Below are 25,793 nucleotides of genomic sequence, written 5' to 3' on the forward strand. Positions count from 1 at the left end.
GGGCCGCTCGTCCGAAGGTACGACGGCGCGACGCGTCCCGCCCGGCGACCCGCGTCCTGGGCGAGGTGACGCGTGGCGGCTCCCGCGGAGCCCGGTCGCGCGCCGCGAGCGGCGGTTCAGCGGGACGCGCACCCGACGCAGGTCCGCGCCGTCGGGCGGGCCTCCAGGCGCCCGACGGCGATCGGCAGCCCGCACCCCTCGCACACGCCGTACGTGCCCGCGTCGAGGCGGGCGAGCGCGGCGTCGGCCTCCTCGACCCGCCCCGCGGCGTCGCGCGCGAGCGCGTCCACCTGGGCGCGCTCGAACGCGATGGTCGCGCCGTCCGGGTCGTGCTCGTCGTCGGCGTTCGAGTCGCGCGAGGCCTCGACGATGCCCGCGACCTCCGCACGCAACGCACGCAGGCGCGCGGCGGCGTCGGCCCGGACGGCGCGCAGCCGCGCGCGGGCGTCGTCGTCCGGGACGGGCGCCCGGCGGTCTGGTGTCGTCATCTCGTACCCCTCAACGTCGCCGAGGGGGTGAATCCGTCCCGGACGGGCAGTCCTGCCCGTCGTCGTCGCATGACATCCGTGGGCGGCGGATGGAAGAGTGGAACCTGCCCGGCCGCCCGGGCCCGCCGCGATCTCGCGCTCGCGGCGTGCGACCGACGTCCGACGACGAGACCACAGGGGGTCCGCATGAGCACGGTCGTCGTCTTCGAGGCCTTCGGCGGGCCGGAGACGCTGCGGGTCGACGACGAGGAGGTCGGGGAACCCGGGCCCGGTCAGGTCCGCGTCGCGAACCGCGTCGTCGGGGTCAACCCCGCGGACCTCAAGCGGCTCGCCGGGTCGTTCGGGGGCCGCGTGCCCGGCGTCCTGGGGTTCGAGGCCGCGGGCGTGGTCGACGCCGTCGGGCCCGACGTGCCCGACCTCGTCCCGGGTGACGAGGTCGTGTGGCACGGGACCGGCGCGCAGCGCGAGCTGTCGCTCGTGCGCGCCGACCACGTCCGGCGCAAGCCCGCGTCCGTGCCCTTCGCGCAGGCGGCCGTGCTGCCGGTCGCCGCGGCGACCGCGTTCTCGGCGCTCGTCCAGGCCGACGTGGGCGAGGGCGACGTGGTGCTGCTGCACGGCGCGAGCGGGGGCGTCGGCTCGGCCGCGGTCCAGATCGCGACCGCGCTGGGGGCGCGCGTCGTCGGGACGGCGTCCCCGGCGAACCACGACTACCTGCGCGGGCTCGGCGCGACCCCGGTGGCGTACGGCCCGGGCCTGGTCGACGCGGTGCGCGGCCTGCCGGACGGCCTGGACGAGGTGAGCGTCGTCGTCGACCTGGTCGGCTCCGCCGAGACGGTCGCGGCGACGGTCGCGCTGCTCGGCGACGACCTCGCCCCGGCGAGCGCCGAGGACCCGCCGAGCGCGGTGACGATCGTCGGGACGGACGCGTCGCGCGCCGCGGGCGTCGTCGACAAGGTCGACGCGAAGGGCGCGCTCGACGAGGTGCTCGCGCTCGCGGAGGACGGGCGGCTCCGCGCCGAGGTCTCCGCGCGGTTCGCCCTGGCCGACGCAGCGGAGGCGCTCCGCCTCGTCGCCGGCGGGCACGTCCGGGGCAAGGTCGTCCTCGACGTCGGGTGACCGGGCCGGAGGTCCCGATCGTTTGTGACGCTGGGCACAAGCTTGGCCGAGGAACGGCGGAATCCCGCCGTTCCCGGGCGGACCGGCCGGGAATCTCCTTGCGCCCCCCGCGCGCGAGAGTGTGAAATCGTTACCATGCGTAAGCTTCTTGCCGCTACCGCGGCGCTTTCCTGTGCCCTCCTGCTGGCGTCCTGCGCCTCGCCGACCGACCCGGCGAGCGACGACACGGCGACCACCCCCGCGACCGAGACCACGACCGAGGCGGCCCCGGAGGTCACGCCGACCGTCGTCGCCGTGACCACCACGTGCAACACGTTCTACAGCGGCGAGTACTCCGCCGAGCGCCTCGTCACCGAGACGACGCCGCTCCTCGCCACGCCGGACGACGAGACCGCCGCCGCCGCGATCTACACCACGCGCGAGCGCCTGGCCGCCGTCCAGAACTTCGCGGACCCGGAGCTCCAGCAGAACCTCAACGGGATCAAGGCACCGTTCGAGGCCGCCGTCCAGGGCGAGACGATCAACACGTCGACGCTCCAGGACTCTCTCGACGCCTTCCGTGCGCAGTGCGTCGAGGCCGGGTACGCGTTCGCGTCCTGACCACCCGCGCCGCGGTCCGAGCGGCCCGTCCCTCACCGAGGGGCGGGCCGTTCGTGCGTCCGGGACCGACCGCACCTCGGCGCACCCTCCGGCGCGGGGCGGGGCGGCGGCGTCCGTGGGAGCATCCGAGGATGCCCGTGGTCGAGTCCTCGCTCGTGGTCCCCGTCGACCCCGCGACCGCGTTCGCGGTCTCGCAGACGACCGGAGTCGTCCGCCTGCGATGGGACCCGTTCATCCGGAACCAGCGCTTCCTCGACGGCGCGACGACGCCCGCGAAGGGCGTGCGCACCTTCACCCGGCACCGCAGCGGGCTGTCGATGGTGAGCGAGTACGTCTCCTACAACCCGCCGACGAACGTCGGGATGCGCATGGTCCGCGGGTCGTGGTTCTTCGAGAACCTCGCGGGCGGGTGGCGCTTCGCCCCCGACCCGTCCGGCGGCACGCGCGCCACGTGGCGGTACTCCTTCCGGTGCCGTCCTCGCTGGCTCGCGCCCCTCGCCGAGCGCGTCGGCTCGTGGGTCCTCGGTCGCGACGTCGACCACCGGATCGCGGGCTTCGCGCGCGGCTGCGCCGACCCGGTCGTCCTCGCCGCGGTGCGCGACAGCCCTCGACCGTCGCCCTGATCGGGCACCGCTGCCGACAGCGACGCGCGTGCTCGCCGCCGCCCGGATCCGTCACCGCGCCAGGACCGCCTCGGCGGCGACGCGCTCGAGCTTGTGCGGGTTGGCGACCGCGAAGAGGTGCGTGATGCGGCCGCCATCGACGGTCACGGCGACCGCCGTGGCCAGCTCGCCGTCCAGCTCCAGCAGCAGCCCTGGCGCACCGTTCAGCCAGACCGTCGCCGCCGTGAGCACGCCCGGGGTCTTGCGCACGCCGCCCACGAGGAACGCCGCGACCCGCTCGGCGCCGACGACCGGCTTGCGTGCCGCCCTGGCGAGGCCACCGCCGTCGGCCACGGCGATGACGTCGGGAGCGAGGACGTCGAGGAGGCCCTGGAGGTCGCCCGTGAGGACGGACGCGAGGAACCGTTCGACGACGCGCTCCTGCTCGGTCCGGTCGACCTGGACGCGCGGGCGCCGCGCGGCGACGTGGCCGCGCGCCCGGTGCGCCACCTGCCGCACGGCGGCCGGCGACTTGCCGACCGCCTCGGCGATCTCGTCGAACGGCACGTCGAACACCTCGCGCAGCACGAAGACCGCGCGCTCGGTCGGGCCGAGCGTCTCGAGCACCGTGAGCATCGCCATCGAGACGCTCTCCGCGAGCTCGACGTCCTCGGCGACGTCCGGGCTGGTGAGCAGCGGCTCGGGCAGCCACTCCCCGACGTAGTCCTCCCGGCGCCGGGCCAGGGTCCGCAGCCGGTTGAGCGACTGCCGCGTGACGATCCGTACGAGGTACGCGCGGGCGTCCCGCACCTGCTCACGGTCGACGTCCGCCCACCGCAGCCACGTCTCCTGGACGACGTCCTCCGCGTCGGCGGCGGAGCCGAGCATCTCGTAGGCGACGGTGAAGAGCAGGCTGCGGTGGCGGACGAAGGGGTCGTCGCTCATGCGTCCGACCCTACGGCCGGAGCCGCCGCGAGCGACCGGGGCGCGAGCGGGGGCAGCCCGCACGACGCCGCGAAGTGCTCGGACCTGATGCCGAGCGCGATGTTGGAGCGTGCCGTGGCGTTCATCAGCCCGACACGGGCGGCGAGCTCGACGAGCCCGGCCGGCCCGAGGTCGTCGAGGAGCGCGGCGGACAGCTCGTCCGTCACGGTCGGGGGCGTCTGGCACATCGCCTCCGCGTACTCCAGCACCCGCCGCTCGACGGGCGTGAACAGCGCCGACTCGCGCCAGCGAGGAACCTCGCGCGCCTTCACCTCGTCCAGCCCCTCGTTCCGGGACCGGAAGTAGTGCAGGTCGAGGCAGAACTCGCAGCCGATGGTCGCCGCGGACGCCATGGCCGCGAACGTCGCGAGGTTCGGGTCGAGCCGGTCCCACTTCTCGGACTTCCGCCCCACCCCCATGAGGTCCTTGAAGACCGCGGGGTGGTGCCAGAGCACGCCGATCGACTCCGGCACCTCGCCGAACATCGAGCGGGTCGCGCGCTTGACCAGGGAGCCGTAGAGCCCGGTGACCTCGGTAGGCGGCACTCGTGTCGTCATGTCTCCTCCTGCGTGTCTCGGTCGTCCCCGCGCCGCGCCGACGGGGTGTCGGGCATGAGACACCGACCGAGGTGCGGGTGTGACATGACGCCGAGAACGACATGGGTGCCGTTATCCCGTGGATAACGGCACCCATGTCGTGTTCGGGCGAGGAATCGCCTGGTCGGGGTCAGGCGGGGGCGCCTACCGGCTCCTTCTCGCCCGACGGCGTGGGCTTCGTGGTCTCGGCCGGTGCCGTGGCCTCGGTGGTCGCCTCGGACGACGCGTCGTCCTCGTCCACGAAGAGGTCCTCGGCCGTGGCGGCCTCGTACTGCTCGAGGTCGAGGATGCCCTCGCGCTTGGCCACGATGGTCGGCACGAGCGCCTGGCCCGCGACGTTCACCGCGGTGCGGCCCATGTCGAGGATCGGGTCGATCGCGAGCAGCAGGCCGACGCCCGCGAGCGGCAGGCCCACGGTCGAGAGCGTGAGGGTCAGCATGACGATCGCGCCGGTGAGGCCCGCGGTCGCGGCGGAGCCGACGACGGACACGAACGCGATGAGCAGGTAGTCGGTGATCGACAGGTCGATGCCGAAGATCTGCGCGACGAAGATCGCCGAGATGGCCGGGTAGATCGAGGCGCAACCGTCCATCTTGGTGGTCGCGGCCAGCGGCACGGCGAACGACGCGTACTCGCTCGGGACACCGAGGTTGCGCTCGGTGACGCGCTGCGTCACGGGCAGCGTGCCGATCGAGGAGCGCGAGACGAACGCGAGCTGGATCGCGGGCCACGCGCCCTTGAAGTAGCTCGAGATCTTCAGACCGTTGGTGCGCAGCAGGATCGGGTAGACCACGAACAGCACGACCGCGAGGCCGACGTAGATCGCGACGGCGAACCACGCGAGCGACGCGAGCGACGTCCAGCCGTACGCCGCGATGGCGTAGCCGATGAGGCCGGCGGTGCCGATCGGCGCGAGGCGGATGATCCACCACAGGACCTTCTGCACGATCGCGAGCGCGGAGCGGTTGAACGCGAGGAACGGGTCGGCCTTCTTGCCCGACTTGAGCGCGGCGATGCCGATGACGAGCGCGACGACGAGGATCTGGAGCACGTTGAAGCTCACCGACGTGCTGGCGCTCGCACCGGCGTCGGTCACCTCGACCTGCGTGCTCGCGCCGAGGCCCAGGACGTTGCCCGGGATGAGGCCGTTGAGGAAGTCGAGCCACGTGCCGGTGCGGCCCGGCTCGGACGCGGCGTCGAGCGAGACCGACGCGCGGTTGCCCGGCTGGAACAGCAGGCCCAGGCCGATGCCGACGGCCACGGAGATCGCGGCGGTGATGGCGAACCACAGGAGCGTCTGGCCGGCGAGGCGCGCGGCGTTGGTGACGGTGCGCAGGTTCGCGATCGACGCGACGATCGCTGTGAAGATCAGCGGCGGCACGACGGCCTTGAGCAGCGTGACGAACGACGAGCCGATGGTGTCGAGCGTGGTCGTCAGGCCGTTGGGGACCTCACCGGCCGCGTCCTGCGGGCCCATCGCGAGGGCGACGGCGCCGAGGCCGACGCCGACCGCGAGGCCGAGCAGGATCTGGACGCTGAACGAGGGGAACCGGCGCTTCTTCTTCGCGGGCGGCGTCGCGGACGACGCGTCGTCGGTCCGGTCGGTGGAGGTCGCCTGCGGCGAGGCGGCCTTCGAGGGTGTCGAGGACACGGGTGACCTTTCGGGGTGTCGCGGGCGCACGAGCGCCCGCACTCGGGAGAGGGGCTCGGGACGTCGTCGCGGGGTGCCGGCAGCAGCGGACCCAGGCAGGCCGGCCGGACGACGAGAGGTCGTCCAGGAGGTCCTGACGGTGCGGGGCGCGCGGGTCAGCGGCTCAGGTCACGAGCGTGACCCGGGTCCTGACGAAGGCTGCGGAGGCGGAGGTGTCAGCGGCGACGGGGGGTCAGCGACACAGCGCGCTGGCGACTCGACGGAGGTCGACGTCGCGGCGCTGGGTGAGCTGCCAGGCAGGCACGCTGACGAACACGAAGGTTCTCCCGGAACGGTGGGTTCTCGCTGAAACACGGGCAGACGGACGCCCGCGGCAACCGATCATACCTGCTCGTACCCAACGACCCGCCCACGGCTCGGTATTCCCCTCGACCCACGCTCGCGCCGCGAGACGGCGACCACCGGCCGAGAGAGCGACGCCCAGCACCGATCTCAGGGGTCGGGATGCTGGGTGTCGCTCTCTCGAGAGGTCAGGCGTTGGGTGCGTCGAGGAAGGCGTGCATCAGGGGGCCCGCGGTGACGGCGCCGCCCTCGCCCGTCTCGACGAACACGGCCACCGCGAGGTCGCCCTGGGTCGCGATCATCCACGCGTGCGACTGGCTGCCGTCGCCGTACTGCGCGGTCCCCGTCTTCGCGCCGGGCTCGCTCGGGAGGTCCTGGAGGATCGACGCCGATCCCTCGGTGACGACGGCGCGCATGAGGCCGCGCAGCGTCGCCGCCTCCTCCTCGGTGAGGGTCCCGGCGGGCTCCTCGTCGGCGACGGTCTGCACGTCCGGGTGCACGAGGACGGGCGACACCGTGCGCCCGGCGGCGACGCTCGCCGCCACGGTCGCCATCGCGAGCGGCGAGGCCTGGACCTTGCCCTGCCCGATCATCGACGCCGCGTGCTCGGTGCCCTGCGCGTCGGTCGGCACGTCGCCGAGGAACGCGGGTGCCCCCAGCTCGGACTCGACACCGAGCCCGAGCGACGCCGCGGCGTCGTGCAGCGCCTGCTGCGTGACCGTGTCCCGCTGCCCGATCATCGCGGTGTTGCACGAGTTCGCGAACGCGGTGCGCAGTGGGACGTCGCCGAGCGCCGCCGTCGGGTACCCCGGGACGTTCTGGAACTCGCGACCCTCGACCGTGATCGTGGGCGGGCACGCGACGGTCGTGTCGGGCGTGAGCCCCGCGCGCAGCATCGCGAGGGTCGTCGCGACCTTGAACGTCGAGCCCGGCGCGTACTGGCCGGTCGTCGCGGTCGAGAGCCCCTCCCCCGCGGTCGAGCTCGCCGCGGCCAGCACCTCGCCCGTCGACGGCTGGATCGCGACGATCGCGCTCGGTCCCTGCCCCGCGAGCACCGCCTCGGCGGCCACCTGCATGTCGGGCCGGAGGGTCGTGCTCAGCGGGGTGCCGTCCACCGGGTCGACCGCGAAGACCTCGGTCGGCTCGCCCTCCGCACCCTCGCCCGGCACGATCTCGATCGACAGGCCCGGGACGCCCCGGAGCTGCTCGTCGTACTGGCGCTGCAGACCGGAGAGCCCGACCTGGTCGCCCGCCGCGACCGCGCCCTCGGACTCCTCGACGATCTCGGCCGTCGCGTCCCCCACACGGCCGAGGATCGGTCGCGCGAACTCGCGCGTCGGCGCGAGCGGCATCTCGTCGTCGACCACGCGGACGCCGTCGACGGCCCGCGCCGCCTCCACGTCGACGCCCGCCGTGTCCTCCGTCCGGACGGTGATCGCCTCGACGAAGGCCTTCTCGCCCGCGCCGACGACGCGCTGCGCGTACTCCTCGGGGTCGAGGCCGACGACGCCGGCGAGGTCCCGTGCCGCCCGGTCCCACGCGCCCGAGGCCACCAGCGTCTTGTCGACGCCGATCCGGTAGACCGGGCGGTCCTGGACGATCGGGACGTCGGCGGCGCCGAGGATGCCCGCCCGCACGGCGGCGACCCGGTTCACGGCGATCCGGTCACCCTGGCCGAGCTCGGGGACGAGCACGTCCGGCTCCCACACGACGTCCCAGGCCCCGGGGCCCTCCTCGCCGCCGGACGCCTCCGCGAACGTCAGCTCCGCCGTCGTCGTGTACTCCCAGGCCTGCTCGCCCGCGACCTCCCAGGTGTAGGCGAGCGTCGCCGTCGCGCGGTCGCCCGCGTCGTCGCCCTCCTCGACCACGTCGACCGCCGAGACCTCGACCGTGCGCTCGAACGGTGCGAGCGGCTCGAGCACCGCCTCGAGGTGACCCTGGACGTCCTTCGCGGCGCCGTTGCGGAACTCCAGCCCGCTCACGTCGCCCGCCTCGATCGCCTGCGCGAGCGCGGCCGCCGCGTCCTTCGCCTCCGGCCGGTCGGGAGTGCACGCCGCGAGCGGCAGGGCGAGGACGGGCGCGAGCGCCGCGGCGCTCGCCCAGCGCACGCCCCGGCGCCGGAGGCGAGGGCGCCCCTGCCTGGTCGTCCGGCCGTGGTCGTGCGCGACGCTGCTCACTCTCTGCTCCCCTGCTCCGTGCCTTTCGGGACGGGAGGGACGCTACCCCACGCCCCGGACGACCCGGACGACCGGGGCGAACCGGCCCGGTTCGTCCCCGGCTTCTTCACGCCCGGGCCGCTCAACCCCGGCCTTCCGGGTCGTCAGTCCGGGGTGACCGGGCTGATCGCGTACCAGAGGCGGATGCTCTCGTCGCCGCCCGGCCCGGGCTCGTGGCTGATCTGCACGGACGTGACGACGTCGCCGTTCGAGCCGTTGATGCCCGTGCGCTCGCGCGTCCCGCCCGCGCGCGAGGCGTCGAGGGACGCGGGCAGCTCGTCGAGCCACCGGTCGACCTGCGACCGCGGGAAGCCGAGGACCTCGGCGTCGGCGACGAGCTGGTCGTGGACCGCCTGCCCGCCGGACAGCGTGCGGAACACGTTGACCGTGCTCACGTAGCCGCGGCGCGGCTGGATCGTCAGCTCCTCGGCCGTCGTCGACCACGTGCCGTCGGGGAGCGTCAGCTCGACCTGCGCCGCGCCGTCCGGCACCTGCACGACGGCCTGCGACTCCCCCAGCCCCACGGACTCCGCGGTGATCGGCCTGCTCACGTCCCAGCGCATGGGCTCGCCCCTCTCGATGTCCTCGATCGTCGTCGTCCCGGCCTCGCCGCCCGACGACGTCCCGCCGGTCGCCGCGCTCGTCCCGCCAGGGCTCGTGGTCGCGTCGTCCGGGTCGCCGAACGTCACCGTGCACGCCGTCAGGACGAGAGACCCGGCGAGCACGGCCGCCGCGACGCCGCCGAGGCTCCGCGCGGTCCGGCGTGCACGCCCCCCGGGCCGGCTCACTGGTCCACGTCCACGTCCCACTCGGTCAGTCTGTCAAGGATGCGACCGATGCGTGCGGGGTTCGTGAGCCGGTAGTCGTCGATCCGGTCGGACACGTCGGTGCCGATGATCTGCGCGGCCTGGTCCGGGTGCTGCGTGACGAGCTCCTGGTAGGCGGGGAGCGTGTCGTTCGCGATGTACTCCCAGCGGGCCCCCTGGTCGGCGATGTTGCCGCCCGGGAGCGGCGTCTCGACCGTGACGGTCCCCTGCACGGGGTTGTCGAACGAGATGCCCGTGAACGGGATGCCGACGTTCTCCGGGCCCGGCGTCTCGACGCTCACCGTGAACGGGTCGTACTGCGCGTACGTGCCGGCGCCGGGGATGGACGGCTCGCCGACGAGCGTCATGACGTAGGTGAAGGCCTCGCCCGTGACCGGGTGGTCGCGCATGGTCTGCCAGTCGTCGGCGATGATCTGGTTCTGCTCGCGCCACAGCAGCGCCGTGTTGCCGTCCGCGAGCGCCTGCGCGTCGCCCGCGCGCCCGGCCTCGATGTCCGCCCAGGCCTGGTAAGCGGCGTCGTCGATGACGCCGGCCTCGAGCAGCCGCTCCATCTCCTCCATGCCGCCGTTCAGGTACGCCTCGTGCATGACGGCCTGGTCGACGAAGATCTCGCGCTGCATCGAGAGGAACTGGTTCTCGTAGAACCCGAGCTCGGCGTCGGACAGGTGAGCGATCGCCTCGAGCGCCGCGCGGTCCACGCCGGGCGGCAGCGCCTGCGCGCCGGTCGCGACCGCCTGCGCGAGCTGGCGCATCTGGTCGAGGTCGAAGAACCCCGCGGCGAACGACGGACCGATCATCGCCGCCATGCCCGCCCACTGCATCCACGGGTTGTCGAGGTACAGCTCGCCGTAATAGGTGTAGACGCCCTCGATGATCTCGCGGTTGGCCGACGCCCCGGCGGACGGGTCCCAGTCGGCGAAGTCGAAGCCCGCCTCGGCGGCGGCGACACGCGTCCAGTGCGCGACGGCGAGGTCGGAGAAGCCGGGCGAGTCGGGGTCGACGCCGAGGCGCACGAGCTGCGCGTACAGGGCGGCGACCTGCTCGTCCGTCGCGTTCGCGAGCCAGTCCGCGCGCTCGCCCGCGTCCATCGCGGCGTACTCGCCCGGGGTGGGCGTGGGGACGGTCGGCTGCTGCCCGCCGGGTCCGGACGTCGGGCCTCCCGGCCCGCCCCCTGGCCCGCCGACGGACCCGCCGTCGTCGCTGCTCGCGGACTCCTGCTGGTCGGCGTCGGCCGCGAGCTGGTCGGCAGCGGTGTCGAGCAGGGTCGCGGCGCCCGCGAGCGCCGGGGCGAGGCTCGCGGTCCAGTCGCTGCGGAACTGCGCGGCGTCGGGCCCGTCCCACCTGGTGGAGCCCTCGACGAGCGATGCCACCTGGGCGCGATGGGCCCGCAGCGTGTCGGCGCCCGACCGTAGGCCTGACGAGAGCGTGCGCAACGCCTGGACGTCGGCGCCCCACATCCCGCTCATGCCGCTCCTCCCAGCGCCCGCGCGTCTCCTCGCGCGCACGTGTCGACAGCCTCGTCGTGACGGTCGCACGCCGACGCTACGCGGAGCGGGCATCCGACGCGATGGGGAGGGCTGCCCATCCCCGGCGCGGCTCCGGTCGACGCGGCGGGCTCCGTCGACGACGCGACCGGGCGTGTGGCTAGGCTGGGCGCGACATGAAGCCGGTCGCCGCCCTCCGCTCGTCCCTCGCCGGACCCCGGCGGGGTCTCGCGAGCGTGCTCGCGATCGCGGTGCTGATCCTCGGCGTCGTGACGATGCACCAGTTGAGCGGGTCGCCGGTCGCCCACGGGTCGCCCGTGACCGTCACCACCGGGTCGGTGGGGACCGCGCCGACGTCCGCGGCCCACGGGGCCGAGGTGGCCGATCCCGCGACCCCGTCCGCCGACCACGGGTGCGACCCGTCCTGCGGCGGCGGGCACGAGATGGCCGCGGCGATGTGCCTCATGGTGCTGGTCGTCCTGCTGACGTTGGCAGCGCCTCGGGCGGGTCTCGTCCGCGTCGCGCACCCTGCGGCGACGGCGGCAGCCGACCGGCTGCGGGGTGTCGTGTCGCGCACGGCGCCCGCACCGTCGCTGCTCGCGCTGGGCATCTCGAGGACGTAGGAACCGACGACCGCCGGCGCGCCGGAGCGCCGACCGTCACGCGGACCCGTGGGTCCGCGCCGTGGGACCTCCACCTTCCTCGAGCACGAAAGGCCTTCTGTCATGAAGCGCATGCTGGTCACCGGTCTTGCCCTGGTCACGGTCGCGACCCTCGCGGCCTGCTCCTCCCCGGAGGACGAGCCGGGCACGGACCCGTCGGTCACGACGAGCCAGGCACCGGACGACGACGCGGAGTCGTCGACCGAGTTCAACGACGCGGACGTGATGTTCGCGCAGATGATGATCCCCCACCACGAGCAGGCGATCGAGATGTCGGACGTCGTGCTCGCCACCGAGGGGGTCGACCCGCAGGTCACGGAGCTCGCGACCCGGATCAAGGAGGCCCAGGGCCCCGAGATCGAGCAGCTCCAGGAGTGGATGGGGGCGTGGGGCGCGGACGGCGCCGGCGACCACTCCGGCCACGGGGGCATGGACGGCATGATGAGCGAGGACGACGTGCAGGCCCTCGACGACGCCGAGGGCGCCGACGCGGGCCGGCTCTTCCTGGAGCAGATGATCGTGCACCACGAGGGCGCGATCGAGATGGCGGAGGTCGAGGTCGAGGACGGCCTGCACCCCGGCGCGGTCGAGATGGCCCAGGCCGTCGTCGACACGCAGTCCGAGGAGATCCGCACCATGCAGGACCTGCTCGCCTCCCTCTGACCGCCAGGCGGTGCGCCGGCGGTCGCGCCGGCGCACCACCTCTCCGGCGAACGACCTCCGACGCGTCCTGCCCTGCGGTCTCAGCTCAGGCGGCGCTCGAGCCGGACCGTGACCGTGTCGCCCACGTCCTTGCCGAGCCGTTTGCGCACGGCGGCGTTGAGCGACAGCATCAGGCCGCCGGAGCCCGTCGGCATGAGCCCGACGTTCCGCAGGGGAACGTCGTCGACGGTCGCGTCGACCCGCACCGACCGGAGCGAGCCGAAGAGGCCGCGCGCGTCGGGCACCTCGACGCAGGGCCACGTGTCGCCCTTCACGTCGACGCCGACGGGCGCGGTGAACGTACGGTCGAGGGCGACGGGGTCGAACGGCACGAGGTCCTCCAGGTGGATCGGGATGCTGGTCGAGGTGGTGACCGTGCGCCTCGCGCGAAGTCGTCGGTCGCTGCCGCGCCGGGCCGTCACCGCCGCCCGAGGGAGGCGCCCATGCGCTCGACGGCCTCCGTGAGCACGTCGATCCCGGTCGCGAGGTTGAGCCGCACGTGCCCCTCGCCGCCGGAGCCGAACCGGCGACCCTCCTCCAGCGCGACGCGCGCGCGGTCGAGGAACCAGCCGCGCGGGTCCTGCGCGGGCGCCGGGCCGCCGACGCCCCCGACCGGGTCGACGCCCGCCACAGCGCCGTCGATCTCCCGACAGTCGAGCCACGCGAGGTACGTCGCCTCGCCGGGGCGGTAGCCGACCTCCGGCAGGTGCTCCGCGAGGAGGTCGGCGAGGAGCCAGGCGTTGCGCTCGACCCCGGCGAGCACGTCGTCGAGCCACGACTCTCCGTGGTCGAGCGCGGCGACGTGCGCGAGCACCGACACGTGCTGCACGCCGTGCCCCGCCTCCTCGGGGATCCGGCGCAGGTCGTCGACCGCGGCCGGGCCGCCGACCGCTGCCGCGGCCTTGAGCCCGGGGAGGTTCCAGGCCTTGGACGCGGAGACGATCGCGACGGCCGACCCCGACCCCGGGACGGACAGGAGCGGCGTGTGGGTCGTGGGCGCCCGCCCGTCGAGACCCGGCCGGGTGAGCGGGGCGTGGATCTCGTCCGCGACGACTCGGACGCCGTACCGCGTGGCGAGCGCCAGTCCCGCCTCGAGCTCGCCGGGCGTGTGCACCGTGCCCGTCGGGTTCTGCGGGTTGCACACGAGCCAGACGGCGCGGCGCCCGCTCCCGGGGCCGCGACCGTTCGCGGCGGCGCCCGTCGCGACGGCGAACGCGCGCTCCAGCGCGTCGAGGTCCAGCCGGCCGTCGGCACCGAGCGGGGCGTCGACGACGCGCCGCCCCTCGTTCATGGTGAAGCCGTAGAACGGCGGGTAGACCGGCGGGTTCACCACGACCGCGTCGCCGGGGGACGTGAGCACGCGCAGCACCTCGACGATCGCGAGCATGACGTCGGGCAGCGTGCGCGACGTCGACGCGTCGAACGACCAGCCCCACCGGCGCTCGGCGAACCGCGCGTACGCCTCGCCGTAGGTGGTGCCGACGTCGTACCCGGTGTCGCCCGCGCGCAGCGCCGCGGTCACGGCGTCGACCACGGCCTCGCACGGCGCGACGTCCATCTCCGCGACGAACAGCGGCAGCACGTCGGGCGGGAAGGCGCGCCACTTCACCGACGTCCGACGGCGCAGCTCGTCGAGCGTGAGGACGTCCAGCGGTGTGGTCATCGTGCTCCTCCCTCGGTGCCGAACCCCGAACGGCTCGTCGTCAGATCGTCCAGCTGGGAGGGCCGGGTTCGGCGGGTCGCCCCGGACCACCCTAGGTGGTCTCCGGCGCCGCGCCCTCGGGTTCAGGATCCGTGGGGGCGGGCTCCTCCGCGGCGGCGTTCGCCGGGCTCGCCGCGAGGACGACGCACCCGCCCACGGCGGCGAGGGTCGCGACCACCGCGGGCACGGCCCAGCCCGAGCGGACGACGTCGCCGAGCACCGCGAGCCCGACCGCTCCGGGGACGAGGACCTCGAGGACGGACACGGTCGCCGCGACCGTTCCCACCGCGCCGCGCTCGAGCGCGCGCAGGTACGCGAGCGCCCCGGCGACGCCCCCGAGGACGATCGCGACGGCCAGCGGCTGGAGCACCGTGTCGAGCAGGTCGCCGGACGCGTGGGCGCCGCGCGCGGCGACGGCGGCGACCGAGTAGCCGAGCCCGCCGAGCACGGCGAGGAGCACCGGGTGCCCGCGCCGATAGGCAGCGACCGTGCCGACGGCGACGGCGGCACCGGCGACGTTGACCCACGTCACGAAGCCCGCCGGCGGGTGCGTCGCGGGCTGCTCCCCCGCGGCGAGCGCGAGCACGACGAGGCCCGCCACGACGACGCCCATCGCCACGAGGTCCGTGCGCCGCAGGGTCGCACCGAGCACGAGCCGCGCGAGCAGCACGACGACGACCAGCGACGCCGCGACGACGGCCTGCACGACGAAGAGCGGCAGGTGGTCGAGGGCGAGGAGCGACAGGAGCCACGCGACGCCGTCGACGAGGAGCCCGCCGATGACGAGCGGCTGCGCGACGGCCGCGAGGCCGTGCGCCCGCCGCGTCGCGACCGCCTGCATGATCGTGCTCGCCGCGTACAGGACGCTCGCGGCGACGGCGGCGAGCAGCGACAGGATCACGAGGCCTCCTCCCGGGGTGCCGTGGGTTCGGCCGTCGGCGCGGCAGGAGCGGCCTCTGCCGGGGCGGCGCCCACCCCGCGCAGGAACCGGCCGATCACGGGGATCTCGGTGACGCCCTCCGCGCCGGCCATGACGAGCGCCTGCACGGCCGCCTGCTCCGCCGAGTCGAGGACGACGTACCGCCGCGTCCAGCCGGGGTCGAACTTGTCGTTGAACGTCGCGAGCGTCTCCACCTGCGTCCCCTCGGAGAACTTCTTGACCACCGGTCGCACGAGCTGGTCGAGCCGCGAGTCGCGCTCGCCCTCCATGAGCTCGCGCAGGACGGCGAAGTTCAGGCCCAGCCCGCGCTCCCCCCGCGCGACGAGCTCCGCGATCGTCGCGACGATCGTCGCGTCCACGAGGCCGTTCGGCAGGTCGGGTACGTCGAGGCGGCGGCGCATGACGTCGAGCGACCAGCCGCCGATGTCGCTCGCGGGCACCCACTGGCAGAACGCGTCGACGCGGCCCTCTGCGGACCGCGTCACGGAGAGCATGAGGCCCGTGTCGTGGGGGTCGAACAGGCGCGAGAGCGTCATGGAGAACCCGCGCTCGTCCTCGCCCCGCCGGGACTCGTCGCTCATCGCGGCGATCTCGGCGCGCAGTGCGGGGTCGAGGGTCGTCGGGTCGTGGAAGGTCGTCGTGTACCCGGCGCGCGCGACGCGGTTCACGGCCTGCCGCAGCGACTTGTGGGCCTTCCCCTCGAGAGAGAACGACGGGCAGTCGACGGTCGCCTCGTCACCGAGGTAGGCGGGCAGCAGGCCCGAGGCCTCGTAGACCGGCAGCCACGGCTCGCCCGCGGCGACGACCGCGACCTTCCAGCCGTTGCGTCCCACGTGGTCGAGGAACTCCGCCCAGACGAGCTCGCGCTCGTCGGCCGGGCACACCGGGTCGGGCGACACGAGGCACACCCCGTTGCGCACCGAGTGGGCGACGACGCCGTGGCCGACGAAGAACCAGTCCTTGTCGTCGCGCAGCGCGAAGTAGTCGAGCGTGCCGCCCCCGTGCGCGGCGACGACGGCGCGCGCCCGCTCCCGCTCGGCGAGGTGCTCGGCGGGGGTCGCAGGGCGGGGCGACCGTGGCGAGAGCAGCCACCACAGCACGAGGACCACGAGCAGGAGGTTGAGCACGGTCGCGACCGCGGCGAGCACCCGCGCGGTGCTCTCCAGCTCGGCGTCGCCCGCGTCGCGTGCCGCGAGCACGACGGCGACGCCCACCACGACGAGCACGAGCGCCACGCCCGCCGCGACGAGGAGCAGCACGGCACGCCGCACCGCGCGCCGGTTGGGCAGCACGGGGAACGCGCGCCACTGCGTGAGCAGCCAGACGACGGCGGCCAGCACGACGACGGCCGGCACCGCGTGGCGGTGGTGCAGGAGGTGGGCGACCGCCGTGATCCCCAGGACCACGCAGGTCACGAGCCACGCCAGCCGGTGCCCGTTGCGCAGCCCGCGCGCCGTGAGGAAGAGGACGACCGCGGCGAGGAGGATGCTCGACGTGTGGCTCCCCGCCTCGACGCCCGGGACCACGTCCTGGTAGAGCGTCAGCCGCGTCCACAGTCCGCGGGCCACGACCCCGACGAGGGAGAGGACGGCCAGGGCCACGACCACGGTCGAGGCGGCCCGCCGCACCCGGACGCGGTGCCGCTGGGCGGCGAGCGGGGAGTGCCGTCCCGTCGCGACGAGCTCGTTCGACGCGGCCCGGGACGCGCCGGACGACGCGCTCGGGGACTGGCTCTCCGGCGCGCTCTCCGGCGCAGCCGGTCGGGGGGTCTCGTCGGGCACGCTCCGATCATCCGCCAGGCCCGCCCCGGCCGCGCGGGCGGACGACCTCGGACGTCGCGGCGACCCGAGCGTCGAGGCTCGGGGGCGCCGGGACCGTCAGGCGTCGCGGAACATCAGGCGTCGAGGAGCGTCAGGCGTCGTCGCGGGCCTGCGACGACGACGAACCGCGGCGCGCGTGGGCGGGGCGCTCGTGGTCGTTCACCCATCGCCAGACGCGCGTCACGACGAACCACACGACCGCGGCGGCGACGACGGCGATGACGATCTTCTGGAGCACGCCCGCGTACTCCTCGACCACGTGCCACTGCTCGCCGAGCGCGTACCCGGCGTACACGAAGATCGTGTTCCAGACCGCGCTCCCCGCAGTCGTCAGCCCGGCGAACTTCCACAGCGGCATGCGCTCGACGCCCGCGGGGATCGAGATGAGGCTGCGGAAGATCGGGATGAAGCGGCCGAAGAACACGGTCGCGCCGCCGTGCTTGAGGAAGAACTGCTCCGTGCGGTCCACGTCCTCGACCTTGACGAGCGGCAGGCGCTCCGCGATCCAGCGCGTGCGCTCGCGCCCGACGATCGCCCCCACGGCGTAGAGCGCGAGCGCCCCGACGACCGACCCGGCCGTCGTCCACAGGATGGCCTCGACGAGCCCGAAGCTCCCCTGGCTCGCGGTGAAGCCCGCGAGCGGCAGGATGATCTCGCTGGGCAGCGGCGGGAACAGGTTCTCGAGCGCGATCGCGATGGCGGCGCCGACCGGGCCGAGCGTCTCCATGAGGCCGACGGCCCACCCGGCGACGCCGTCGAGCGCCGGCTCCGCCGTCGACGCGGTGGGCAGGGCGGCCGAGAGGGCGGCGGAGAGTTCGGTGGGCACGGCTCACGAGCCTAGGCGAGCGACCGGGCGAACGAGGGCCGATGAGTTCGAGACCGTGTGGAGGTCTCGTGGGGAGCGTCGCGTGACCTCAGCCCAGGACGAGCGCGTCGATGCGGCGCACGGTCTCCCACGCGTCCGACTCGGCGTTGCAGACGACGGCGACCGTCACCCCGGGTGCCGCGGCGGGAGGGAGACCGGCAGGGACCGGCGCGCCCGCTTCGGGGTAGTGGCGCAGCATCGCGCTCGACCCGGTGTTGATGCCCTCCTTGTACGCGGAGCGGACGGAGCCATCGGCACGCAGCTCGAACTCGACGCCGAACCCGTAGTGCACGCTCGCGGCGCGCTCCACGCCCTCGGCGTCCTTGTCGTCCGTCTCGTCCGTGTCCCCGTCGTCGTGCTTGACCTGCGGAGTGAGGAACGCGCGCGTGAGATCGGGCGGCAGGAGGTCGCCGCCGCGGACCGCCGCCCAGAACCGGGTGAGGTCGGCCGCCGTGACGTGCGCGCCGCCGTCGGGCGAGCCGACGGGCGGGTAGGAGTAGATGTTCTGCCGCCACCCGGTGATGCGGCCGTCGCTCCGCGGGCCGTCGAAGACGGGCTCCCAGCCCTCGGCGACGTCGGGCTCGGCCTCGTCCATGCGGAAGAACCCGGAGCGGTCCATGCCCGCCCGCGCGAACACGTGCTCGCGGACGTGGTCGCGGTAGGTGGTCCCGGTGACGGCCTCCAGAGCGAGGCCGGCGAGCACGAACCCCACGTTGCAGTACCGGCACCCCTCGCCGGGCGCGAAGTTCGGCTCCTTGTGGACGAATCCGGGAAGGAAGTCCTCCGTGCGCGTCACGGAGTAGTTCGGACGCTCGACCCAGAGCGCCTCGTACGACTCGCCCGCCTCCTCGTCCGCGTCGTCCGCGATGCCGGACGTGTGCGTGAGCAGGTGGCGGATCGTCACCTCGCGCGGGATCGTCGTGCCGACGAGGTCGACGTGGTCGTGGACGCGGTCGTCGAGCCCGAGCCGCCCCTCCCCGACCTGCTGGAGCACCGCGACGGCGGTGAACAGCTTGGTCACGGACGCGACGTCGAACCGCGTGCTCGTCCGGACCGGGACGCCCCAGCGTCGCGACGCGATCCCGTACGCGCGCTCGAAGAGCGCCTCGCCGTGCCGTTCGAGGCGCACGACCCCGGAGAACGCGTCGGCGTCGGCCGCCGCGCGCAGGTGGGTGTCGAGAGTGGTGAGTGCGGCGTCGTCGAGCGTGGTCATGCCTCGACGGTAGGCGCGGCGCCCTGGCCGCGGCCAGGTCTTTGCCGCATCCGCCGGGAGACCTCTCGGGAGGGAGCGCTGTCAGAGTACGGTCGCGGCATGGCGACCTCCACGACGACCCCTGCCCTGGGCGTGATCCTGCCGCGCGAGCTGCCCGCCGACCGGATCGTGCCGTTCGCGCGGCGCGCCGAGGAGGTGGGCCTGGACGAGGTGTGGGTCGTCGAGGACCTCACGTTCCACGGCGGGATCGCCCAGGCGGCGACGGTGCTCGCCGCGACCCGGCACCTCACGGTGGGCATCGGGATCCTCCCCGCGGCGACGCGCGCGCCGTCGACCGCCGCGATGGAGGCCGCGACCCTCGCCGCCCTGCACCCCGGCCGCCTGCACCTGGGGATCGGGCACGGCATGCCCGCGTGGATGCGGCAGATCGGCGTCTGGCCCGCGAGCCCGCTCGCGATGCTCGAGGAGACGACGTCGGCCGTGCGCGCCCTGCTGCACGGCGAGCGCGTGAGCGTCTCGGGCCGCTACGTCGCGGTCGACGACGTCGCGCTGCACGCCCCGCCCGCCTCGCCGCCGCCCGTGCTCGCCGGGGTGCGCGGCCCGCGCTCGCTCGAGATCTCCGGCCGGGTCGCGGACGGGACGATCCTCGACATGCCCGTGACCCCGGAGTACCTGGCCGTCGCGCGTGCCGCGATCGACGCGGGGCGCACGAGCGCGGGCGGCGCCGCTCCGCCGGAGCACCGCGTCGTCGCCTTCGCGGTGGGTGCCGTGCACGACGACGTCGCGACGGCCCGCGCGATCGTCCGCCCGTCCCTCGCCGTGCTGGGCGAGACGGACTGGTCGGCGCAGATCGACCCGCTGCCGTTCGCCGACGACCTCCGCGCCCTGCGCGACGCGAGCGACAGCCCCGAGGCCTTCGCCACCGCGATGCCGGACGCCTGGGTCGACGCGCTCGCCGTCGTCGGGACGCCCGACACCTTCCGTGCCCGGCTCGCCGAGCTCGGCGCGGGCGGGGTGTCGAGCATCGTGCTCCTCGCGACGAGCCCGGACCCGGCCCGCCCGGACGACCCGTTCGCAGCGCTCGACGCGCTGCACGAGATCACCAGGTCTGCACCGAGACCGCGAACAGCGTGACCACGACCGTCAGGGCTCCGAAGCTGAGCAGGACGATCTTTCGGAGTCGGGCCTCGTCGAGACCTGTCGTCAGCCTTGGCAGCGACGTCGACGCGGACCGCAGCCGGCGCTCCGCCACCGACCAGACCGGCGACGTGTCGAGCAGGCCGCAGACCTCTGCGACGTCGGCGAGGACACTGCGCCAACGGCGGCCCGAGCCGGTCGACACGGGCCACCGTGCGTGCAGGAACACCGTGTCCCCCATGATCTCGACGCAGTACCGGCGGCTCAGCCGCGCGAACGCCTCGAGCGCCTGAGCCGTGAGCATCGACCGCACGACGTGCGCCGTCTCCTCGCGCGCGTACACCCGCAGAGCGCTGTCGGACCGCAGCTCGACCCGGTCCTCGGGACGCGGGTGGAACGCGACCCGCATGCCCGGCACGCTCCTCGACGTCATGACGACGTGCGGGAGCCGGGCCGGCAGCCGGACGGCCACGTAGCCGGACTGGATGAGCGGCGCGCGACGGTGACCGATCCTGTACCGCAGGTTGCCGATCTCGACCTGGTAGCCGTGGATCGTCCCCCGGACCACCATGAGACGCTGCTGATCGGTGCCCACCCGGAAGCTGCTCCCGGTGTAGCCCGGCGAGTCCTTGAGCGCGTCGAAGCCGCACCCGTTGTCCTCGGCGAACCGGCTGATCCGAGCCGCTGCCGACCTGCTGACCTGCAGGAGGTTCACGGCGCCCGTCGACGCAGCCACGACGCCCCCGAGCACCAGCATCGTGGTCAGCCTGGTCCACCCCTGCAGCCCGAAGGCCAGCAGCGCCGCACCGACGAGTCCTGCGAGCACGCTGCCCACGACGACGACGACACCGGTGCGGCGCTCCCTGCGCAACGGAGCGGGCAGGGTCACCCGGGAGCCGGGACGACGCCCGGCCTCGAAGGCGCTGAGGTCGAGCTGCGCGGTGCTCAACGGGCGGACCGGGCAGCGGACAGACTCACACGCGCACGATAGCGGAGGGCGCTGTCCCCGTCCGTCGGGGTCTTCGCCGACCGGTGGCCGGTGGGCGCACGACCGTCGTCGCGGCGGGTCAGTAGCGCCACGCGCGCATGTCGTCCTGGTAGGTGCGCTGCACGGTCGGGGACAGCAGGGTCGACGGCGGCAGGTCCTGCGGCGGGTTGTCGGCGGGCAGGTGCGTCGTCGCGGCGAGCGACGCGGCGTCGTGGAACCGCAGCCCCTCGGGGAGGGGCGTGCGCGCGAAGAGCCCGGGGACGTCGTCGGGCCTCTGGGCGCTCCCCGTGACCCCGCCGGGACCGCCCGGGAGCGAGAGCGCGAAGCCCCACTCGCCGAACGACGGCACGTTGACCGTGAGCGGCACGACGGTGCGGTCGGGCGCCGCGGCGCGGACCGTGGAGGCGACCTGCCAGAACGCGTCCGGCGTGAAGTAGGTCGACGTCGCCTGCGTCGCGAACACGCCGCCCGGGCGCAGGTGCGCGGCGACCATGCCGTAGAACTCCTGCGAGTACAGCTTGGCCACGCGCTCGGTGGACGGGTCGACGAGGTCGACCAGCACGACGTCGAACGTCTGCGGGGTGTCCTCGACCCACCGGAACGCGTCGGCGTTGACGACGGTGACGCGCGGGTCGTCGAGCGCGTGCTCGTTGAGGTCGGTGAGGAGCCGGTTCTCGCGCGCGAGGTCGGTGACCGCCGGGTCGAGGTCGACGAGGGCGACCTCCTGCACCGAGTCGTACCGCAGCACCTCGCGCGCGAGGAGCCCGTCGCCGCCCCCGAGGATCGCGACCGACGCGGGTGCCGCGACGGACGTCATCGCCGCGTGCGCGAGGGTCTCGTGGTACCGGGCCTCGTCGACGGAGGAGAACTGGAGCTGGTTGTCCAGGTAGAGGCGGGTGTCGCCGCGGTACTCGGTGACGACGACCTGCTGGTAGGCGCTGCGCTCCTGCGCGACGACCGGGTCCTGGTACATCCCCGCGCTGATGCGCGTCTCCAGCCACGTCGAGGCCGCGAACCCGGTGACGAGCACGACGAGCGTCACGGCGGCGAGGGCGGTCCAGCGCGGCGGGTGGCCCATGCGCGCGAGCATGAACGCCGCGACGGCGACGTTCAGCACCGCGACGGCGAACGCGGTGCGGACGAGGCCCAGGTACGGCAGCAGGAGGAACGGGAACAGCAGCGACGCCGCGAGCGCGCCGAAGTAGTCGAGCGCGAGCACCTTGGACAGCAGCGAGACGGAGCCCTCGCTCCCCCGCTCCTTGAGCACGGCCACGAGCAGCGGGATCTCGATGCCGATCGCCGTGCCGATCGCGAGCGACAGCAGGACGAACACGACCCACGCGAGCTCGGTCTGGGCGTACGCCCAGAACAGCGCGAGCACGGACGTGCCCCCCAGGAGCGAGAGCACGAGCTCGTTGCGCACGAAGCTCATCCCCGCCGTGCGCTGGAGCCGGGGCGCGAGGAGGGAGCCGAGGCCCATGCCGAACAGGGTCAGCCCCGTCGCGACGGAGAACGCGACGACGGAGTCGCCGAACAGGTACGACGCCGCCGTCCCGAGGATGAGCTCGTAGACCAGCCCGCCGACGGCGACGAGCAGCGCGGCGGCGAAGACGGTCGGGCGGTCCAGGCTCCGCGCGCGCCCGGCGGGGGTCGCCACGTCCGGGGCCCGGTCAGCCCCGGGCACGGGACCGGACCCGGGACCGGACGGGGCGGGCGCGGTGTCCTGCCCTGTGTCCTGCTCGACGGACATGCTCAGGAGGTGATGGTCCCCGCGATGATCAGGCCGATCGCGATGGCGAGGCCGGCGATCATCACGCCGAACGCGGTGTTGTGCTCGTCGACGAGCTCGCGGTGAAGGTTCAGGCGGAACACCTTGTTCGCGACGACGAGCGTGAGCAGCAGCAGGACGATGCCGAGCGCGGAGTAGAGGATCGTCGAGAAGAAGGACCAGAGGAACGCGAGCGGGGCGGCGGTGGCGATCACGGGGACTCCCGGGGTCAGGTGGTGGGACGGGCGGACGGGTGGCGGACGGTCGCACGCGCGCGGCCGACGGTCGGGCGGGTCACTTGCCGAGCCCTCCGCCACCGCCGCCGTACACGGAGCGGCGCACGCACGTGCCGCTCTGCTCGGTGGTGACCACCTCGCCGGAGGGCGCGACGGTCTCGACGGTGCGGGGCGTGCAGGACGAGTCGCCCGTGGCGGTGCGGGCGGAGCACGACGCGAAGAAGCCGACGAGCACGACGGCGGCGACCGCGAAGGCGACGAACCGCCCGCCGGGGAACGCGAGCGGGGCGAGGCGTCGCCCGAAGAGACGGCGCTGCTCCGCGGTGTCGAGCCGCCGACCGCGGTAGACGGCAGTCACGGGCCCGAGCGGGCCGGTGGTGCGTTCGACCGAGACGACCGTGCCGTGTGCGGAGAGGTCGGCGTACTCGACCTGCTGGCCGACCACGAACGGTTCGGCGAACTGTCCCTCGACGTGCTCCACGCGCCCCGTGCCGCGCTCGCGCACCGTCAGCGAGTACTGCCGCCCGTCGAGGCGCAGGCCCAGGGTGCGCCCGGTCTGCAGGCTCGACATGTCGACGACGGGGGGCCACGCCTCGACCGGGTGGTAGAGCGTGACGTCGCGCGTGTCGTGGTCGTACTCGACCCACACGTCCGAGCCGTCGTGCGCGAGGAGCTGCCACTCCTCCCACGTGTACGTCGAACCGCCCTGGTTCGTCGACAGGACCGCGACGGCGCGCGGCGTGGCCCGCTGCGGCGGTGCGCCGACGAGCTCCTCGCCGACGCGCATCGCGAGACGGGGGCGGGCGCTCACACGAGGCTCCGCACCGCGACGTCGGCCGCGCCGAGGGCGTCGGCGAGCAGGGCGCGCACGTCGTCGGCAAAGGTCGTGGACGCCGGGGGGCGGCACGTCGTGAGCGTCACGTACGCGGTCCCGTGCTCGGGCCACGTGTGGACGGCGAGGTGCGACTCGGCGAGCAGGATCACGACGCTCGTGCCCTGGGGCTCGAAGCGGTGCGAGGCCTCGCCGAGCGGGGTCATCCCGGCGTGCCGGACGATCGCGTCGAGGCACCGGCGGACGGTCGGGTCGTCGTCGAGCAGGGCCGGGTCTGCTCCCGTCACGTCGAAGACGTGGACGAGGTTGCGCTGCACGCCCGATCCCCCTGTCGTGCTCGTCGGATCGTGGGCCGCACGCGGGTGAGCGGCCCGCGGTCCGGTGGCCCCGCCGTCGGGCCGCGCACACCCTAGCCGATCTGCCGGGACCGGACGGACGAGTCCACCCGACCGGGGGCGAACGAGACGAGTTGCACGTATCGTCGTCGCGCTCGCGGGACGGGAGAACGACCAGGGAGGGCGCGATGGCCGGAGGAGTGCAGATCGAGGACGACGCGCGACGCTGGGTGATGTGGGGCGAGATCGACTTCTCCGTCGCCCACGCGGTCAAGGAGCGCCTCGCGGCGACCGTCGCCCACGGGCCCTGGACCATCGACCTCTCGCGGGTCACTTTCATGGACTCGGGCGGCCTGCACCTCGTCCTCCTCGGGGCGAGGAGGGGGCACCGGCCCCGGCTCCTGCGCACGCCGGAGCACGTGCTCCAGCTCCTCGAGTTCAGCGGAGCTCTCGACCTGGTCGAGCTGGTCGAGACCGCCCCGGAGGCTCCGCACCCGGAGCCGCCGCACGAGCGCTCGGCCGGCTGAGCCGCCCGCCCCTCCCCTCCCCGCCCCCGTCAGGACACCCGACATGACACCCGACAGGACACCGATGAGAGCCTGGACGCCCACGACCGAGATGGTTCGTCAGCTGTACGTCTCCGGACGCGAGGCACGCAGCCCCGCCGAGACGCTCCGCATGCACCCCGACGAGATCGCGGCGGAGTTCGACCGCTGGCTCGCGTCCCTCCGCGAGCCCGGCGCGCGCGTCGCGACGACGCGTGAGGACGACGCCTCGTAGGAACCCGTCCGGCGTGCGAGCCCACGTGACCGCTGACATCCTGGCGGACCTGGGGGCAAAGTTCTTATAGCACGCATACAGGAGGAATCACATGGGTTGGCTGGCATACATCGTGCTCGGACTCGTCGCAGGTCTCATCGCCCGCGCGGTGCTTCCCGGGAAGCAGACGAGCTCCCTGATCGTCACGATCCTTCTGGGCATCCTCGGCGCGCTGCTCGGCGGGTGGCTCGGTTCCGTCCTGTTCGGGACGCCGCTCGGGGACCTGGGCGACTTCCGGACCTGGATCCTCGCGATCCTCGGCTCCCTCATCACGCTGGGGGTCTACGGCGCCGTCACCAAGGGGAGCCGCCGCCGCGCCTGACGCGGAGCGACCGGTCCCGGCGGTGCGCGGCAGGCTCCTGGCGCGCACCGCCACCCGCCCTCTCGAACGGAGGCACCATGGACGACCTGCCGACCATCGCCGTCCCGAGCAGCGACGACGAGATCTCGACGTCCTTCCCGCCTGCGGGCTACCGGCCCGTCCGGGAGTGGGTGCTGAGCACCACCGAACAGCTCTCCGCCCTCCGGTCGGGGGTGGTCCGGGCGCTCGAGGCCGAGGGCGTGGTCACGACCGGGCGGCTGTCCGCCACCCCGGACACGCTCGTCCTCATCGCGTCCGAGCTGGCGACCAACGCGCTCCGTCACGGCCTGCCGCCGACGATCGTGCGGCTCGCTCGCACCGACGAGCGCTTCCTCCTCGAGGTCGCCGACCACGACGTCTCGCACGAGCCCGTCTACGCCGGGCGCCGCATCCCCGGTGCCGGCGGCGTCGGCCTCCACATGGCCCGCCAGCTCTCGCTGGACGTCGGGTGGTACCGCACCGAGACGGTCAAGACCGTGTGGGCGACGTTCGCCGCCTGACCGACGG

Annotated in this window: 28 protein-coding genes; 10 read left to right on the forward strand and 18 right to left on the reverse strand. The window is 74.1% G+C overall.

Annotated features, from left to right (window positions below; genetic code table 11):
- Positions 1-116: 116 nt before the first annotated feature.
- Positions 117-488 (reverse strand): TraR/DksA family transcriptional regulator, encoded by a 372-nt coding sequence (locus tag FIC82_RS00850; RefSeq protein ID WP_154797196.1) that lies wholly within the window; start codon positions 486-488, stop codon positions 117-119.
- Between the two features lie 186 nt (positions 489-674).
- Here FIC82_RS00850 and FIC82_RS00855 point away from each other — a divergent pair, with 186 nt between their 5' ends.
- The 3 genes from FIC82_RS00855 to FIC82_RS00865 all read left to right on the forward strand — a co-directional run bounded on the left by FIC82_RS00855 (position 675) and on the right by FIC82_RS00865 (position 2,827).
- Complete coding sequence (locus FIC82_RS00855) at positions 675-1,604, forward strand: quinone oxidoreductase family protein (protein ID WP_154797197.1); 930 nt, start codon at positions 675-677, stop codon at positions 1,602-1,604.
- Positions 1,605-1,739: 135 nt separating this feature from the next.
- Positions 1,740-2,204: a hypothetical protein gene (locus tag FIC82_RS00860; protein WP_154797198.1), complete on the forward strand. Its 465-nt coding sequence runs from the start codon at positions 1,740-1,742 to the stop codon at positions 2,202-2,204.
- Positions 2,205-2,335: 131 nt separating this feature from the next.
- Entirely contained in the window at positions 2,336-2,827 is a 492-nt protein-coding gene (locus FIC82_RS00865; protein WP_154797199.1) for a type II toxin-antitoxin system RatA family toxin, read from the forward strand.
- A gap of 51 nt (positions 2,828-2,878) precedes the next feature.
- On the opposite strand, the gene FIC82_RS00870 is transcribed toward FIC82_RS00865, so the two are convergent.
- The 6 genes from FIC82_RS00870 to FIC82_RS00895 all read right to left on the reverse strand — a co-directional run bounded on the left by FIC82_RS00870 (position 2,879) and on the right by FIC82_RS00895 (position 10,888).
- Entirely contained in the window at positions 2,879-3,751 is an 873-nt protein-coding gene (locus tag FIC82_RS00870; RefSeq protein WP_154797200.1) for an RNA polymerase sigma-70 factor, read from the reverse strand.
- Entirely contained in the window at positions 3,748-4,347 is a 600-nt protein-coding gene (locus FIC82_RS00875; protein ID WP_154797201.1) for a carboxymuconolactone decarboxylase family protein, read from the reverse strand. Before FIC82_RS00875 ends, FIC82_RS00870 begins: the two co-directional genes overlap by 4 nt.
- 169 nt (positions 4,348-4,516) lie before the next feature.
- Positions 4,517-5,863, reverse strand: coding sequence for a dicarboxylate/amino acid:cation symporter (locus tag FIC82_RS00880; protein ID WP_418884365.1), 1,347 nt, complete (start codon positions 5,861-5,863; stop codon positions 4,517-4,519).
- 704 nt (positions 5,864-6,567) lie between these two features.
- Positions 6,568-8,556: a penicillin-binding transpeptidase domain-containing protein gene (locus FIC82_RS00885; RefSeq protein ID WP_253691313.1), complete on the reverse strand. Its 1,989-nt coding sequence runs from the start codon at positions 8,554-8,556 to the stop codon at positions 6,568-6,570.
- Between the two features lie 143 nt (positions 8,557-8,699).
- Entirely contained in the window at positions 8,700-9,383 is a 684-nt protein-coding gene (locus FIC82_RS00890; RefSeq protein WP_154797202.1) for a hypothetical protein, read from the reverse strand.
- On the reverse strand, positions 9,380-10,888 hold the full coding sequence (locus tag FIC82_RS00895; protein WP_154797203.1) for a WXG100 family type VII secretion target: 1,509 nt from the start codon (positions 10,886-10,888) through the stop codon (positions 9,380-9,382). Before FIC82_RS00895 ends, FIC82_RS00890 begins: the two co-directional genes overlap by 4 nt.
- 194 nt (positions 10,889-11,082) lie before the next feature.
- On the opposite strand from FIC82_RS00895, the gene FIC82_RS00900 reads away from it, so the two are divergent.
- Together FIC82_RS00900 and FIC82_RS00905 are read left to right on the forward strand one after the other, a co-directional pair.
- The gene (locus tag FIC82_RS00900; RefSeq protein ID WP_154797204.1) at positions 11,083-11,529 is read left to right on the forward strand and encodes a DUF6153 family protein; all 447 of its coding nucleotides are present in this window, start codon (positions 11,083-11,085) and stop codon (positions 11,527-11,529) included.
- A 102-nt stretch (positions 11,530-11,631) separates the two neighbouring features.
- Complete coding sequence (locus FIC82_RS00905; protein WP_154797205.1) at positions 11,632-12,231, forward strand: DUF305 domain-containing protein; 600 nt, start codon at positions 11,632-11,634, stop codon at positions 12,229-12,231.
- 80 nt (positions 12,232-12,311) lie between these two features.
- On the opposite strand, the gene FIC82_RS00910 is transcribed toward FIC82_RS00905, so the two are convergent.
- The 6 genes from FIC82_RS00910 to FIC82_RS00935 form a co-directional block, all read right to left on the reverse strand.
- Positions 12,312-12,602 carry a DUF1905 domain-containing protein gene (locus FIC82_RS00910; RefSeq protein WP_168731365.1) on the reverse strand — a complete coding sequence of 97 codons (291 nt, stop codon included), beginning with the start codon at positions 12,600-12,602 and terminating at the stop codon, positions 12,312-12,314.
- Between the two features lie 86 nt (positions 12,603-12,688).
- Positions 12,689-13,933 carry a MalY/PatB family protein gene (locus FIC82_RS00915; protein WP_154797206.1) on the reverse strand — a complete coding sequence of 415 codons (1,245 nt, stop codon included), beginning with the start codon at positions 13,931-13,933 and terminating at the stop codon, positions 12,689-12,691.
- 91 nt (positions 13,934-14,024) lie between these two features.
- Positions 14,025-14,873, reverse strand: coding sequence for a hypothetical protein (locus tag FIC82_RS00920; protein WP_154797207.1), 849 nt, complete (start codon positions 14,871-14,873; stop codon positions 14,025-14,027).
- Positions 14,870-16,693 (reverse strand): bifunctional lysylphosphatidylglycerol flippase/synthetase MprF, encoded by a 1,824-nt coding sequence (locus FIC82_RS00925; RefSeq protein ID WP_154797208.1) that lies wholly within the window; start codon positions 16,691-16,693, stop codon positions 14,870-14,872. Before FIC82_RS00925 ends, FIC82_RS00920 begins: the two co-directional genes overlap by 4 nt.
- Positions 16,694-16,823: 130 nt before the next feature.
- Positions 16,824-17,558 (reverse strand): DedA family protein, encoded by a 735-nt coding sequence (locus tag FIC82_RS00930; RefSeq protein WP_418884340.1) that lies wholly within the window; start codon positions 17,556-17,558, stop codon positions 16,824-16,826.
- A gap of 88 nt (positions 17,559-17,646) precedes the next feature.
- Positions 17,647-18,810, reverse strand: a complete 1,164-nt coding sequence (locus tag FIC82_RS00935; RefSeq protein ID WP_154797209.1) for a serine hydrolase domain-containing protein — start codon at positions 18,808-18,810, stop codon at positions 17,647-17,649.
- A 99-nt stretch (positions 18,811-18,909) separates the two neighbouring features.
- Between FIC82_RS00935 and FIC82_RS00940 the strand changes: the two genes are divergently transcribed.
- Entirely contained in the window at positions 18,910-19,944 is a 1,035-nt protein-coding gene (locus FIC82_RS00940) for an LLM class flavin-dependent oxidoreductase (protein ID WP_154797210.1), read from the forward strand.
- Here FIC82_RS00940 and FIC82_RS00945 read toward each other — a convergent pair.
- The 5 genes from FIC82_RS00945 to FIC82_RS00965 form a co-directional block, all read right to left on the reverse strand.
- Positions 19,910-20,896 carry a hypothetical protein gene (locus tag FIC82_RS00945; RefSeq protein WP_154797211.1) on the reverse strand — a complete coding sequence of 329 codons (987 nt, stop codon included), beginning with the start codon at positions 20,894-20,896 and terminating at the stop codon, positions 19,910-19,912. The genes FIC82_RS00940 and FIC82_RS00945 overlap by 35 nt on opposite strands.
- A gap of 118 nt (positions 20,897-21,014) precedes the next feature.
- On the reverse strand, positions 21,015-22,685 hold the full coding sequence (locus FIC82_RS00950; RefSeq protein WP_154797212.1) for a polyamine aminopropyltransferase: 1,671 nt from the start codon (positions 22,683-22,685) through the stop codon (positions 21,015-21,017).
- A gap of 2 nt (positions 22,686-22,687) precedes the next feature.
- Complete coding sequence (locus FIC82_RS00955) at positions 22,688-22,918, reverse strand: DUF350 domain-containing protein (protein ID WP_253691314.1); 231 nt, start codon at positions 22,916-22,918, stop codon at positions 22,688-22,690.
- A gap of 79 nt (positions 22,919-22,997) precedes the next feature.
- Complete coding sequence (locus FIC82_RS00960) at positions 22,998-23,750, reverse strand: DUF4178 domain-containing protein (protein WP_154797213.1); 753 nt, start codon at positions 23,748-23,750, stop codon at positions 22,998-23,000.
- Complete coding sequence (locus tag FIC82_RS00965; RefSeq protein ID WP_168731366.1) at positions 23,747-24,088, reverse strand: S-adenosylmethionine decarboxylase family protein; 342 nt, start codon at positions 24,086-24,088, stop codon at positions 23,747-23,749. The genes FIC82_RS00960 and FIC82_RS00965 overlap by 4 nt, the downstream gene beginning before the upstream one ends.
- Positions 24,089-24,294: 206 nt before the next feature.
- Here FIC82_RS00965 and FIC82_RS00970 point away from each other — a divergent pair, with 206 nt between their 5' ends.
- The 4 genes from FIC82_RS00970 to FIC82_RS00985 all read left to right on the forward strand — a co-directional run bounded on the left by FIC82_RS00970 (position 24,295) and on the right by FIC82_RS00985 (position 25,786).
- Positions 24,295-24,633 carry an STAS domain-containing protein gene (locus FIC82_RS00970; protein ID WP_154797214.1) on the forward strand — a complete coding sequence of 113 codons (339 nt, stop codon included), beginning with the start codon at positions 24,295-24,297 and terminating at the stop codon, positions 24,631-24,633.
- A gap of 64 nt (positions 24,634-24,697) precedes the next feature.
- Complete coding sequence (locus FIC82_RS00975) at positions 24,698-24,886, forward strand: hypothetical protein (RefSeq protein ID WP_154797215.1); 189 nt, start codon at positions 24,698-24,700, stop codon at positions 24,884-24,886.
- Between the two features lie 91 nt (positions 24,887-24,977).
- Positions 24,978-25,247: a GlsB/YeaQ/YmgE family stress response membrane protein gene (locus FIC82_RS00980; protein ID WP_154797216.1), complete on the forward strand. Its 270-nt coding sequence runs from the start codon at positions 24,978-24,980 to the stop codon at positions 25,245-25,247.
- A 77-nt stretch (positions 25,248-25,324) separates the two neighbouring features.
- Entirely contained in the window at positions 25,325-25,786 is a 462-nt protein-coding gene (locus FIC82_RS00985; RefSeq protein ID WP_154797217.1) for an ATP-binding protein, read from the forward strand.
- Positions 25,787-25,793: the final 7 nt, after the last annotated feature.

The sequence above is a fragment of the Cellulosimicrobium protaetiae genome, from assembly GCF_009708005.2.
In the GTDB taxonomy this organism is placed as follows: Bacteria; Actinomycetota; Actinomycetes; order Actinomycetales; family Cellulomonadaceae; genus Cellulosimicrobium; species Cellulosimicrobium protaetiae.

Bases quoted from the DNA above. Each gene is read 5' to 3' on its own strand.
- FIC82_RS00850 (WP_154797196.1), bottom strand. From the start codon at position 488: ATGACGACACCAGACCGCCGGGCGCCCGTCCCGGACGACGACGCCCGC.
- FIC82_RS00855 (WP_154797197.1), top strand. From the start codon at position 675: ATGAGCACGGTCGTCGTCTTCGAGGCCTTCGGCGGGCCGGAGACGCTG.
- FIC82_RS00860 (WP_154797198.1), top strand. From the start codon at position 1,740: ATGCGTAAGCTTCTTGCCGCTACCGCGGCGCTTTCCTGTGCCCTCCTG.
- FIC82_RS00865 (WP_154797199.1), top strand. From the start codon at position 2,336: ATGCCCGTGGTCGAGTCCTCGCTCGTGGTCCCCGTCGACCCCGCGACC.
- FIC82_RS00870 (WP_154797200.1), bottom strand. From the start codon at position 3,751: ATGAGCGACGACCCCTTCGTCCGCCACCGCAGCCTGCTCTTCACCGTC.
- FIC82_RS00875 (WP_154797201.1), bottom strand. From the start codon at position 4,347: ATGACGACACGAGTGCCGCCTACCGAGGTCACCGGGCTCTACGGCTCC.
- FIC82_RS00880 (WP_418884365.1), bottom strand. From the start codon at position 5,863: ATGGGCCCGCAGGACGCGGCCGGTGAGGTCCCCAACGGCCTGACGACC.
- FIC82_RS00895 (WP_154797203.1), bottom strand. From the start codon at position 10,888: ATGAGCGGGATGTGGGGCGCCGACGTCCAGGCGTTGCGCACGCTCTCG.
- FIC82_RS00900 (WP_154797204.1), top strand. From the start codon at position 11,083: ATGAAGCCGGTCGCCGCCCTCCGCTCGTCCCTCGCCGGACCCCGGCGG.
- FIC82_RS00905 (WP_154797205.1), top strand. From the start codon at position 11,632: ATGAAGCGCATGCTGGTCACCGGTCTTGCCCTGGTCACGGTCGCGACC.
- FIC82_RS00915 (WP_154797206.1), bottom strand. From the start codon at position 13,933: ATGACCACACCGCTGGACGTCCTCACGCTCGACGAGCTGCGCCGTCGG.
- FIC82_RS00935 (WP_154797209.1), bottom strand. From the start codon at position 18,810: ATGACCACGCTCGACGACGCCGCACTCACCACTCTCGACACCCACCTG.
- FIC82_RS00940 (WP_154797210.1), top strand. From the start codon at position 18,910: ATGGCGACCTCCACGACGACCCCTGCCCTGGGCGTGATCCTGCCGCGC.
- FIC82_RS00950 (WP_154797212.1), bottom strand. From the start codon at position 22,685: ATGTCCGTCGAGCAGGACACAGGGCAGGACACCGCGCCCGCCCCGTCC.
- FIC82_RS00970 (WP_154797214.1), top strand. From the start codon at position 24,295: ATGGCCGGAGGAGTGCAGATCGAGGACGACGCGCGACGCTGGGTGATG.
- FIC82_RS00975 (WP_154797215.1), top strand. From the start codon at position 24,698: ATGAGAGCCTGGACGCCCACGACCGAGATGGTTCGTCAGCTGTACGTC.
- FIC82_RS00980 (WP_154797216.1), top strand. From the start codon at position 24,978: ATGGGTTGGCTGGCATACATCGTGCTCGGACTCGTCGCAGGTCTCATC.
- FIC82_RS00985 (WP_154797217.1), top strand. From the start codon at position 25,325: ATGGACGACCTGCCGACCATCGCCGTCCCGAGCAGCGACGACGAGATC.